Source organism: Sphingomonas sp. (genome assembly GCF_039595165.1).
In the GTDB taxonomy this organism is placed as follows: domain Bacteria; phylum Pseudomonadota; class Alphaproteobacteria; order Sphingomonadales; family Sphingomonadaceae; genus Sphingomonas.
This window is the reverse complement of record NZ_JBCNMA010000111.1, coordinates 1-11525: the sequence shown is the minus strand read 5'-3', so window position 1 is coordinate 11525 and position 11525 is coordinate 1. Positions and strand designations below refer to the sequence as shown.

The following is an 11525-nucleotide window of genomic DNA, read 5'->3' as shown; positions in this document are numbered from 1 at the left end:
AGCGCGGCGCCGCTGTCGGCCAGGATATGCGCGACCTGCGTGCGCTTGAGCACCGGGTTGACCGGCACGTGCACCAGCCCGGCGCGCGCCGCCGCGAGCGGCATCAGGCAGGCGAGCCGAGTCTTGGGCAACCAGGTCGCGACGCGCGCGCCGGGTTCGAAGCCCTGGGCGCGCAGCCAGCGCGCCAGCGCGCCCACCGCGGCCTCGAGCTCGGCAAAGGTCAGCGCGCCCGCCCGGTCCTCGAGCGCCACATCCTCGGGATTTCCCATGCCGGGCAGCGCGTCGATCGGGCGCGGGGTCGGGTCGAGTTCCACCATGGCGCCTCCTTACCCCGCATCGGTTAACGATACAGTGCCGTTTGACATGTTAGCAGGTGCAGCACTTGGCAGCCTCGCCGGCAACCGGTAACGGGACAGAAAAATAGCAGGGGGAAGCACGTTGCAGCCGGAAGGATTTCACGAGGTCGAGGAAACCGTGCGCGGCGTGCTGCGCGACGTTCTCGGGATCAGCGCCGAGCGCGCGGCCGCGTTCGAGGAGGCGACGCCGCTGTTCGGCGCGCTGCCCGAGCTCGATTCGATGGCGGTCGCCGGGGTGCTCACCGAGATCGAGGATCGCCTCGGCATCGTCATCGAGGATGACGAGGTCGACGGCGACATGCTCGAGACGTTCGGCGCGCTCGCCCGCTTCGCCGCCGCCAAGGCGCTGACCTGATCGCCTTCGGCCATTACGACTGGCCCGGCGGCCGCGAGGCGATGCTTCGCTTCGGGCCGCCCGATGGGCCAGTCGTGATCGCCGCGCTCCCGCTGTTCGAGGAAGCCAACCGCACCCGCGCCTTCACGGTGACGATCCTGCGCGCGCTGGCCGAGCGGGGCATCGCGGGGGCGCTGCCCGACCTGCCGGGGCAAGGCGAGAGCCTCGTGCCGACGCGTTCCACGGACCTGACCAAGCTGCGCGCGGCATTCGCGGCCGCCGTCGCCAGCCTGATCCCGCCCGTTTTCACTCTCGCCATCCGCAGCGGGGCGCTGCTCGACGCGCAGGCCGCGGTCGCGGGCCGCTACCAGCTCTCGCCGATGGCGGGCGCCGATCTCCGCCGCGAGCTGGTCCGGGCGCGTCAGGCCTCGTCCCGCGAGGCGGGCGATGCGTTCGACCCCGCCTCGCTCGACACCGCCACCGAGCCGGTCGAGCTGGCCGGCAACCTGATCGCCCCGGCGTTCCTCGCGGAACTCGCCATCGCAACGCCGTCCACCGAAGCCGTGCGCACCGTCCGTCTCGAAACCGAGGCCAGGCCTGCCGACGCCAAGCTCGCCGGCAGCCCGCTCTGGCGCCGCGCCGAGCCCGACAACGACATCGCCTTCGCCGAATGCGTCGCCGACGACATCGCCGCCTGGATCGCGACATGCGCCGCCTGACCAGCTTCCGATGCGCGGGGGAGACCCTCGCCGCGACGCTCGACGAGGCACCGGGCACCACCGGGCTGCTGATCGTCTCGGGCGGCAACGAGATCCGCATCGGCGCGCACCGCGGCATGGCCGAGCTTGCGGCCAGCGTCGCAGCCGCGGGCCATCCGGTGTTCCGCTACGATCGGCGCGGCATCGGCGATTCCACGGGCGAAAACAACGGCTTCGAGTCCACTTCTGATGATCTCCGCGAAGCTGTCGCCGCCTTCCGCCGCGAAGCACCGCAGCTCATTCGCATCGTCGCCTTCGGCAATTGCGACGCCGCCAGCGCCCTCATCCTGTTCCAGGCGAACACCGGCATCGACGCCCTCGTCCTCACCAACCCGTGGACGATCGAGGCGACCGACGACCTGCCGCCCGCGGCGGCGATCCGCTCGCGCTATATCGAGAAGCTCAAGAACCCGCGCGAGCTGCTCCGCCTGGTCACCGGAGGCGTGAATATCCGGAAACTTGTCAGTGGCTTGCTGAAGGTATCTGCCAAATCGTCGCAAGCACCGGCCGGTCTCCCGGCGCGCCTTGCCGCCGCCCTTGCCGCCACGCGGATTCCCGTCACGATCCTGCTCGCACGGGCCGACAACACCGCCCTCGCCTTCGCCGACCATTGGAAGGGCGAGCCCTTCGCAACCGCTCGCACGCGCTGCACTCTCGACACCTGCGACACCGACAGCCACAGCTTCGCCCGCCCCGCCGACAAGGCCTGGCTGATGCAACGCGTGCTGACGGCGCTCGAAACCTGATATCCGGAGCCTTACATGACCAGGATCGCAGTCGTCGGCACGGGCGCGATCGGCGCGACCATCGCGGCCTGGCTGATCGCCGACCCGGCGCTCGATGTCGCATTATGCGCGCGCACCCCGTTCGAACGCCTGCGCGTGCGCACGCCGGACGGCGATCTGGAGAGCTGCCCCGCCTTGCTGACCGATCCCGCGCAGGCCACGCCGGTCGACTGGGTGATCGTCGCGACCAAGACCTATGACGCGGCGGGCGCGTCACGCTGGCTCGACCGGTTGCTTCATGACGGCACGCGCGTGGCGATCCTGCAGAACGGCGTCGAGCATCTCTCGCGCTTCCCGCAGCTCGACTCCGACCGGATCGTCCCCGTGGTCGTCGACATCCCCGCGGAACGCAGCACGCCCGGCGAGGTCGTCCAGCGCCGCACCGGCAGCCTCACCATCCCCGCCGGCCCCGCCAGCGAGGCCTTCGCCGCCCTGTTCGCCGCCATCCCGATCGAGCTGCGCCTGACCGCGGACTGGTTGACCGCCGCCTGGGCCAAGCTAGCGATCAACTGCGCCGGCGTGGTCAGCGCGTTGACCCTGAAGCCCGCCGGCATTGCGAATGATCCCGAGATCGCCGAACTTATGCGCGGACTGGTGCGCGAATGCATCGCGGTGGGCCGCGCGGAGGGCGCAGCGCTCGAGGACGAGATCGCCGACCGCGTGATCGAGGGCTATCGCTCGGGTCCGGCGGACTCGATCAACTCGATCCACGCCGACCGCCTCGCCGGCCGCGAGACCGAGATCGACGCCCGCAACGAAGTGATCGTCCGGCTCGGCGCCCGCCACGGCATCGACGCCCCACTCAACCGCATGGCGGCGGCGATCATACGCGCGAGCTGAGCGCGCTCACTCCGCCGCTTCGGCGACCGCCTCGAAATCGGCCTCGGCCAGGAAGCGCTCGGCATCCAGCGCGGCCATGCACCCCGTCCCCGCCGCGGTGATCGCCTGGCGATAGACCTTGTCCATCACGTCGCCGCACGCGAACACACCCGGCACGCTGGTGCGCGTGGTGCCCGTCTCGACCTCGATATAGCTGTCGCTGTCGAGCTTCAGATGCCCGCGGAACAGCTCGGTCGCGGGATGGTGGCCGATCGCGACGAAGCCGCCCTCGACATCGATGTCGGAGAGCTCGCCGGTCACCGTGTCCTTGAGCTTGAGCCCGACCAGCCCCTCGGGATCGCCGCCGCCGACGAACTCGACGACTTCCTTGTTCCACAAGGTCTTGATCTTGGGATTGGCGAACAGCCGCTGCTGCAGGATCTTCTCGGCGCGCAGCGTGTCGCGGCGGTGGATCAGCGTGACGTCATGGCTGTGGTTGGTGAGGTACAGCGCCTCCTCGACCGCGGTGTTGCCGCCGCCGATCACCGCGACCTTCTTGCCGCGGTAGAAGAAGCCGTCGCAGGTCGCGCAGGCGCTCGCGCCCTTGCCCTTCATCGCCTCCTCGCTGTCGAGCCCCAGCCACTTGGCCTGCGCGCCGGTCGCGATCACCAGCGTGTCGCCGAGATAGACGGTGCCGCCGTCGCCGACCATGCGGAACGGCCGCTGGGTCAGGTCGACCTCGACGATCGTGTCGTACATCATCTGCGCGCCGACATGCTCGGCCTGGGCTTGCATCTCCTGCATCAGCCAGGGTCCCTGGATCACCTCGCGGAAGCCGGGATAATTCTCGACATCGGTGGTGGTCATCAGCTGCCCGCCCGGCTGGATGCCCTGCACCACGATCGGCGCGAGCCCGGCGCGCGCGCCGTAGATGGCGGCGCTGAGGCCGGCCGGGCCGGAACCGAGGATCAGCATGCGGGTCGAGTGAGTGGCGGTCATCGTCAGTCCTGTTGGCCCCGAAATAGCGTAGCGGCGCCGCATCTAGGGGGACGGCGCCGCCAATGGCAACATGGGTGGCGGCCGCCCACGCGCCAGCAAAGCGATTCTGTTGTGGACGAAAGCCGGTTGAAGCCGCCCGCTGCTTGGGCAAAGCTGGCGTCATGATGATCCGCCGCACCCTGCTCGCCGCTCTCTTGCTCCCCGCCGCCGCGCTCGCCCAGACGGCGACGGCGCCCGTCACCGCACCGGCGACGGCGCCCGCGCCTAAGCCGGCGACGCAGAAGGTGGCGATCGAGACCAGCCTCGGCCGCGTCGTGCTGGAGCTCGAGACCGAGCGCGCGCCGATCACCGCACGCAACTTCCTGCGCTATGCCGACCAGAAAAGGCTCGACGGCATCGCCTTCTACCGGACGGTCAAGGTCGCCGACAAATTCGGCTTCGTGCAGTTCGGGATCGAGGGCGATCCCAAGCGCGCGCTCCCGCCGATCAAGCATGAGCCGACCACCCAGACCGGCGTCAAGCACGTGAACGGCGCGATCTCCACCGCTCGCCTGGCGCCGGGCACCGCGCGCGGCGAGTTCACGATCAGCGTCGGGGACCAGACCTCGCTCGACGCCAATCCCTCGGCGCCCGGCGACAATCTCGGCTATGCCGCGTTCGGCAAGGTGGTCGAGGGGATGGACGTGATCTGGAAGATCCTCGATTCCCCCACCTCGCCCATCAAGGGCGAGGGCGTGATGAAGGGCCAAATGCTCGAGCCCAAGGTCAAGATACTGAGCGTCCGCCGCGTGCCGTAGATCGCTCCGTCATCCACCCGCACGCCGATCGTCACCCCGGCCTTGTGCCGGGGTCCACTGGGAGGCGGGCGTTGGACAGAGGCTCAAGGGGCGACCGGTGCGGCGCCGTGGCCCCCGGCACAAGGCCGGGGTGACGGACGAACCGCTTGCAATGTTGGATTTGTTCTGCAAACGTTCCATCCTAGCGCGTTACGCGCCCGCTCTTTCTCATCGCCGGCAGCAATCGCTTAGGCTCCAGCCAAACCCAGGCCGATAGTGTAAACCTTGTGTAAACTTCCACGGTCGGCGGTGCGCAAATCGCGCGTCGCTCACCTCCCCTTCGCAGCATCCGCGGCGCGCAGGATACGCAGCACGTTGCCCGACCAGATCTTGGCGATGTCCCGCTCCGAATAGCCGGCCGCGAGCAGCCGCTCGGTGACCTTGGGCAGCGCGGTGATGTCCTCGAATCCGCGCACGCCGCCGCCACCGTCCCAATCGGCGCCCATGCAGACATGGTCCGGCCCGGCGACCTTGAGCAGGTAGAGCAGGTTGTGCATGAAATTCTCGAAGTCGGTGTCCTGTACCGGGGCCACCTCGTCGAGCTTGCGGATGTCGGCGGTGAGCTTGGCCTGCTGCTGGGGCGAAAGCCTGGCGATGTTGTCGGCAAGGTCCGACAGGCGGTTGCGCTCGGGCGTGTAGTTCATCTTGGTCAGGAACACGCTGTTCATGCATACCGCCCCGCCCTTCGCGGCGAGCCGGCGGATGCGCGCATCGTCGATATTGCGGTTGTGGTCCCACATCGCCTTCGGTCCCGAATGCGACAGGATGATCGGCGCCTTGCTGAGCTCGAGCATCTGGTCGAACGCCGCGTCGGAGGAATGGCTGCCGTCGATCACCATGCCGAGCCGGTTCATCTCGGCGACCCATTTGCGGCCGAGCGGCGACAGCCCCTTCCACGTCGCGGTCCCTGTCGCCGAATCCCCGAGCTGGTTGTCCTTGGAATGCACCGGCCCCGCCATGCGCACCCCGCGGCGGTAGAACTCGGACAGCAGCGACAGGTCCTCGCCCAGCGGGTAGCTGTTCTCGATGCTGATGAAGGCGAAGCGCAGCCCCGCCTTGTCGGCGCGGATCGCCTGATCCGCCGTCGTCACCAGCTCGATCCGGTTGGGATAGGCCGCCATCGTCCGGTGGATCTCGTCGAGCCGCTTGAGCGCGAACGCCCTGGCTTCGGCGAAGCCCTGCGGCGTCACCGGCCCCTGGCGCGTGTAGACGACGAACATTCCGCCATCGAGCGCGGCGTCCATCCGGCCGAGATCGACCTGGGCGAGGTCGGTGCGCCAGTCATGCGTGTCGCCGAACCGCCAATTCGGGTTGGAGAACCACACCGGCGTGTCGAGATGTGTGTCGAGCGTCAGCAGCCGCTTGTGCAGCGCCTGCGGCGTCTCCGCCGGCTGCGCGACCGAGGATGAGCAGCTCGCGGCCGCGAGGGCTAGAAAAGGCAAGGCGATCAGACGCATCGAAGGCTCCGTCCACGGGAAAGTGAACGGAGCCTATCGATTGGCCGCGTCAGCGCAAGGCCGTGCTTGGGGCCGGGCTTAGTTGATCGGCTTGACGTCGAGCCCCGTCCATTTGGCGGCGAACGCCCACAGGTCGGAAGTCTCCTCGATCACCTTGTCGGTCGGCTTGCCCGAGCCATGACCGGCGCGCGTCTCGATGCGGACGAGATGCGGCTTGGGGCCGATATCCGCCGCCTGCAGCGCGGCGGTATATTTGAAGGTATGGCCGGGCACCACACGATCGTCGGTGTCGGCGGTAGTGGCGAGGATCGCCGGATAGGCCTTGCCGGCGTGGATGTTGTGGTACGGCGAATAGGCGCGCAGCACCTTCCAGTCGGCTTCCTTCGACGGATAGCCATAGTCGTCGACCCAATAGCGGCCGGCGGTCCAGCGGTCGAAGCGCAGCATGTCCATCACGCCCACCGCCGGCAGCGCCGCGGCGAACAGGTCGGGCCGCTGGTTGACCACCGCGCCCACCAGCAGGCCGCCGTTGGAGCCGCCCTGGATGGCAAGGCCGTCCTTCTTCGTGATGCCCTGCGCGATCAGATACTCGCCCGCGCCGATGAAGTCGTCGAACACGTTCTGCTTGTTGGCGAGGCGGCCGCCGTCGTGCCACGCCTTGCCATACTCGCCGCCGCCGCGGATGTTGGCGAGGACGAACACCCCGCCCTGCTCCATCCACGCCAGCCGCGCGGCCGAGAAGGCCGGGCCGTAGCTGACGTTGAACCCGCCATAGCCCCACAACAGCGTCGGCGCCGGGCCGGTCACGTCCTTCCGCTTGACGATGAACATCGGCACCCTGGTGCCGTCCTTCGAGGCGAAGAAGCGCTGCTCGACGCTGTACTTCGCCGGATCGAACGCCACCTTGGGCTGCGCCCAGGCCTTGGCCTCGCCGGTCTTCACGTCATAGCGATAGACGGTGGTCGGCATGTTGAAGCTGGTGAAGGCGTAGAAGGCCTCGCTTTCGTCGGGATCGCCGCTGAAGCCGGCGACGCTGCCGATGCCGGGCGTCGCGACCTTGCCGAGCAGCTTGCCGTCGAGCGAATAGCGGCGCATCTCGTCCTTGGCGTCGACCATGTAGCTGACGAACAGCTGTCCGCCGACGATGCCGGCGCCCTCCAGCGTCGCCGTATCCTCGGGGATCAGGTCGGTGGCGACCGGGTTCGCCTGCGCGACGTCCATCGTCACCAGCTTGATCTTGGGCGCGCCCTTGTTGGTCGTCCAGAAGAAGCGCGTGCCGACATTGCCGGCGAGGCTCCAGTTGTTCTCGAGGCCCGCGATCAGCTTGCGCGGCTTGGCGTTCGGGGTCTTGAGGTCGAGCAGGGTGATCTCGAACCGATCGTCAGTGCCTTCGCTGGTGGTGATCACCAGCCAGTTGCCATCGTCCGTGACCTGCGCGAAATGGCCGCGCCGCGGGGTCTCGGGAGTCGCGTAGATCAGCGTGTCCGCGCTCTGCGGCGTGCCGATCTTGTGGAAATAGACCGACTGGTTCTCGTTGAGCTGCTGGAACGCCTGGCCTTCGGCGGGCGCGGGGAAGCGGCTGTAATAGAAGCCCGAGCCGTCCTTCGCCCAGGCGAGGTTGCTGAACTTCATCCATTTGACCTCGTCGTCCAGCACCTTGCCGGTGGCGACGTCGAGCACCTTGACCGTGCGCCAGTCGGTGCCGCCATCCTGGATGCCGTAGACGAGCAGCTTGCCGTCCTCCGACGGAACCCACTCCGACAGCGCGGTCGCGCCGTCCTTGGCCCAGCCATTGGGGTCGATCAGGACGCGGCCCGGCGCGTCGAGGCTGTCGCGCACCCACAGTACCGCCTGGTTCTGCAGGCCGCTATTATGGCTGTAGAAGTAGCGGCCGCCCTTGCGCGTCGGCACGCCGAAGCGCTCATAGTCGAACAGCTGCTTGATGCGCGTCTTGAAGACGTCGCGGCCGGGCAGCGTCGCAAGATAGGCGTCGGTGACCTTGTTCTGCGCCTCGACCCACGCCGCGACCTCCTTGTCGTTGCGCACGTCGTTCTCGAGCCAGCGGAAGGGGTCGGCGACCTTCTGGCCGAACGCCTCCTCGGTCACATCGACTCGCTTGGTCTCGGGATAGGCGATCGGGGCGGGCATCGTGGTCGGCGACTCCGGACTGGCGTGAGCGATGGGTGCGGCGAAGAGCAGCGGGAGAGCGAGAAGCGGCGCGCGGCGCATTGGTATCTCCTGAGACGGAAGCGTCGCACCCTATTGCCGCAGGGCGTGCGGTCAAGCGTTCACGCGATCCGTTCAGGCGAAGGGGGACAGCGCCGTCGTGTAGCTCGCCCAGCCGATCACGACGAGCGGCAGGGTGGCGAAGCCGATCGCCACCACCCCGCTCACGCTCGATTGCCTGTTCGTCTTCATTTCGCCCTCGAAACCCTGTGTCGGACCGGAAGATGGGAAGCCGCGCCGCGCACCGAAGCGCAGTTATTCTTTCGGGCCCGCAACGTTGGCTTCGACCCGGCACATTGTGCAGGATGCGAGGATGACCGTCGTGCTCGCCCTGATCGCTCCGCTGCTGCTGCAGGCGGCACCCGCCGCCCCGGCGAACGCGAATGCCTGCGTCGCATCCGCCACCACCAGCGAGGGGATCCTGGGAACGTTGCGCAATCGCTGCGACTATCGCGTCGTCGCCTATATGTGCGTGGTCGGGCCACCGGTGCGGGACACCCACCTGTTCTTCGATTGCGCGAGAGGCCAGGTCGGCAGCTACGATCTCAAGCCCAATGGCACGGCGCCGGCGATCTTCCGCGGCGCGCGGCGGATCCACTGGTTCGCCTGCCGCTTCCCCGAGTTCCTGCCGCGCCAGGTGCAGTATCGCGCGGGAAAAGGCCTCACCGGACGCTGCGAATAGAAAAGGCGGCCGCACCGTCGTGCGACCGCCCTCCCCTGTCTCGCGACGAGCGCCGATCAGGCTGCTTCGTCGAAATCCTCGTCGGTCATCACCGGGCCCGAATCCTGGCCCTTGGCCGAGACGTCGCGATCGACGAACTCGATGATCGCCATCGGCGACGCGTCCGAAGCGCGCGGGCCGGCCTTGATGATGCGGGTGTAGCCGCCGTTGCGGTCGGCGTAGCGCGACGCGAGCACGTCGAACAGCTTCACCAGCTGCGCATCGTCGAGCAGGCGGGCATGGGCGAGACGGCGGTTCGACAGGCCGCCCTTCTTGGCCAGCGTCACCAGCTTCTCGACATAGGGGCGAAGCTCCTTCGCCTTGGCGACGGTGGTGGTGATCTGCTCGTGCTTGATCAGCGCGGCCGACATGTTGCGGAACAGCGCGGCGCGATGGGCCGAGGTGCGCTGAAGCTTACGGCCGCCGTACTTATGGCGCATGGGTATTTCCTTCCAGTTCGTCAGGGGGCCGTCTTACGGAACCCCAAGCCTGGTGGGACGGTGAGCCACCAAAAAACCGTCACCCCGGCGAAAGCTGGGGTCTCTCGAGCCCTTGCCACACGAGGCCCCAGCCTTCGCTGGGGCGACGGGGATGGCAGGCCCGCCGCGGCAACGCCGCGTCGTCAGACGGAACCTTCGGCCCGCTGGCCGGACTGGCGTCGTCTCCGGGTTAGCTTCGCTAACCCGGTGCGACTTAGCCCATGATCTCCTGCTCGAGCTTCTTGGCCATCTCTTCGATATTCTCAGGCGGCCAGCCCGGGATTTCCATGCCGAGGCGCAGGCCCATCGACGACAGCACTTCCTTGATCTCGTTCAGGGACTTGCGGCCGAAGTTCGGGGTGCGCAGCATCTCGGCCTCGGTCTTCTGGACCAGATCGCCGATATAAATGATGTTGTCGTTCTTGAGGCAGTTGGCCGAACGCACCGACAGTTCGAGCTCATCCACCTTCTTGAGCAGATAGCGGTTGATCGTCGCGGTGTCGCCCGTACCCGCCTCGCCCGCGCCAGCGGCCGGAGCGGCGACGCCGATCGGAGCCGAGCGGGTGATCGCCGAATCGTCGAAGTGGACGAACAGTGCGAGCTGGTCCTGCAGGATGCGCGCGGCATAGGCGAGCGCGTCCTCCGGGGTCACAGTGCCGTCGGTCTCGATCGACAGGCTGAGCTTGTCGTAATCGAGCTCCTGCCCGACGCGAGTGTTCTCGACCTTGTACGAGACCTGGCGCACCGGCGAGTAGAGCGCGTCGACCGGGATCAGGCCGATCGGCGCGTCGGCCGGACGGTTGGCGGCGGCGGGGACATAGCCCTTGCCGGTGTCCGCGGTCAGCTCCATGTTGAGCGTCGCACCGTCGTCGAGGTGGCACAGCACCAGATCGGGGTTCATCACCTCGATGTCGCCCGACACGGCGATGTCGCCGGCCTTGACCTCGGCCGGGCCGGTGGCGCTGAGCTGGAGGCGCTTGGCGCCCTCGCCCTGCATCTTGAGCGCGATCTGCTTCACGTTGAGCACGAGGTCGGTCACGTCCTCGCGCACGCCGGCGAGGCTCGAGAACTCGTGCAGCACATTCTCGATCTTGATCGAAGTGACCGCGGCGCCCTGCAGCGACGAGAGCAGCACGCGGCGCAGCGCGTTGCCGAGCGTCAGGCCGAAACCGCGCTCCAGCGGCTCGGCGACGAAGGTCGCCTTGCGCTTGCCGTCACCGCCCTTTTTCTCAAGGCCGTTCGGCTTCTTCAGTTCCTGCCAGTTCTTTGCATTGACAGACACGGGCTTCCCCTGGGTTGGGCAGGACGGGGCTATCCTGCCAGGATTGGAGCCGTCCCGCCCCGGACCCGGCACCCCGGATCCGCGAGCGAAACGGAAAGGCAAATCAGACGCGGCGACGCTTCGACGGGCGCACACCGTTGTGCGGGATCGAGGTCACGTCACGGATCGACGTGATCTGGAAGCCGACCGCCTGGAGCGCGCGCAGCGCGCTCTCGCGGCCCGAACCCGGGCCCTTGACCTCGACCTCGAGCGTGCGGACGCCGTGCTCGGCGGCCTTGCGGCCCGCGTCCTCGGCGGCGACCTGCGCGGCGTAGGGAGTCGACTTGCGCGAGCCCTTGAAGCCCATCATGCCGGCCGATGACCAGCTGATCGCATTGCCCTGGGCGTCCGTGATCGTGATCATGGTGTTGTTGAAGCTGGCGTTCACATGGGCGACGCCGGCGGTGATGTTCTTGCGTTCGCGACGGCGAAGA

13 protein-coding genes are annotated in these 11525 nt (G+C 68.0%); 6 read left to right on the top strand and 7 right to left on the bottom strand.

Going from position 1 to position 11525, the window contains the following annotated elements:
* The coding region (locus ABDV68_RS15300; RefSeq protein ID WP_343520965.1) for an AMP-binding protein at positions 1 to 317 on the bottom strand (317 nt) is incomplete at its 3' end.
* A 121-nt stretch (positions 318 to 438) separates the two neighbouring features.
* Between ABDV68_RS15300 and ABDV68_RS15295 the strand changes: the two genes are divergently transcribed.
* From ABDV68_RS15295 to ABDV68_RS15280, 4 genes are all read left to right on the top strand, one after another.
* A complete protein-coding gene (locus tag ABDV68_RS15295; protein ID WP_343520964.1) occupies positions 439 to 711 on the top strand; it encodes a phosphopantetheine-binding protein in 273 nt (90 codons plus the stop codon).
* A 74-nt stretch (positions 712 to 785) separates the two neighbouring features.
* A complete protein-coding gene (locus ABDV68_RS15290; protein ID WP_343520963.1) occupies positions 786 to 1409 on the top strand; it encodes a hypothetical protein in 624 nt (207 codons plus the stop codon).
* Positions 1397 to 2194 (top strand): hydrolase 1, exosortase A system-associated, encoded by a 798-nt coding sequence (locus ABDV68_RS15285; protein ID WP_343520962.1) that lies wholly within the window; start codon positions 1397 to 1399, stop codon positions 2192 to 2194. The genes ABDV68_RS15290 and ABDV68_RS15285 overlap by 13 nt, the downstream gene beginning before the upstream one ends.
* Positions 2195 to 2209: 15 nt before the next feature.
* Complete coding sequence (locus tag ABDV68_RS15280) at positions 2210 to 3073, top strand: 2-dehydropantoate 2-reductase (RefSeq protein ID WP_343520961.1); 864 nt, start codon at positions 2210 to 2212, stop codon at positions 3071 to 3073.
* A gap of 6 nt (positions 3074 to 3079) precedes the next feature.
* Here ABDV68_RS15280 and trxB read toward each other — a convergent pair whose 3' ends face one another.
* Entirely contained in the window at positions 3080 to 4051 is a 972-nt protein-coding gene (gene trxB / locus ABDV68_RS15275; protein ID WP_343520960.1) for a thioredoxin-disulfide reductase, read from the bottom strand.
* A gap of 164 nt (positions 4052 to 4215) precedes the next feature.
* Here trxB and ABDV68_RS15270 point away from each other — a divergent pair, with 164 nt between their 5' ends.
* Positions 4216 to 4848: a peptidylprolyl isomerase gene (locus ABDV68_RS15270; protein WP_343520959.1), complete on the top strand. Its 633-nt coding sequence runs from the start codon at positions 4216 to 4218 to the stop codon at positions 4846 to 4848.
* A 308-nt stretch (positions 4849 to 5156) separates the two neighbouring features.
* Here the strand turns inward: ABDV68_RS15270 and ABDV68_RS15265 are convergent, their stop codons facing one another.
* Together ABDV68_RS15265 and ABDV68_RS15260 are read right to left on the bottom strand one after the other, a co-directional pair.
* Positions 5157 to 6344 (bottom strand): dipeptidase, encoded by a 1188-nt coding sequence (locus tag ABDV68_RS15265; protein ID WP_343520958.1) that lies wholly within the window; start codon positions 6342 to 6344, stop codon positions 5157 to 5159.
* Positions 6345 to 6422: 78 nt separating this feature from the next.
* Positions 6423 to 8492 carry a prolyl oligopeptidase family serine peptidase gene (locus ABDV68_RS15260; RefSeq protein WP_343520966.1) on the bottom strand — a complete coding sequence of 690 codons (2070 nt, stop codon included), beginning with the start codon at positions 8490 to 8492 and terminating at the stop codon, positions 6423 to 6425.
* A gap of 391 nt (positions 8493 to 8883) precedes the next feature.
* Between ABDV68_RS15260 and ABDV68_RS15255 the strand changes: the two genes are divergently transcribed.
* Entirely contained in the window at positions 8884 to 9252 is a 369-nt protein-coding gene (locus tag ABDV68_RS15255; RefSeq protein ID WP_343520957.1) for a hypothetical protein, read from the top strand.
* 56 nt (positions 9253 to 9308) lie between these two features.
* Here ABDV68_RS15255 and rplQ read toward each other — a convergent pair whose 3' ends face one another.
* The 3 genes from rplQ to rpsK form a co-directional block, all read right to left on the bottom strand.
* Entirely contained in the window at positions 9309 to 9731 is a 423-nt protein-coding gene (rplQ, locus tag ABDV68_RS15250; protein ID WP_265115994.1) for a 50S ribosomal protein L17, read from the bottom strand.
* A 253-nt stretch (positions 9732 to 9984) separates the two neighbouring features.
* Complete coding sequence (locus ABDV68_RS15245; protein ID WP_343520956.1) at positions 9985 to 11052, bottom strand: DNA-directed RNA polymerase subunit alpha; 1068 nt, start codon at positions 11050 to 11052, stop codon at positions 9985 to 9987.
* 103 nt (positions 11053 to 11155) lie between these two features.
* A partial coding sequence (gene rpsK, locus ABDV68_RS15240; protein ID WP_343520955.1) for a 30S ribosomal protein S11 occupies positions 11156 to 11525 on the bottom strand: 370 nt, incomplete at its 5' end.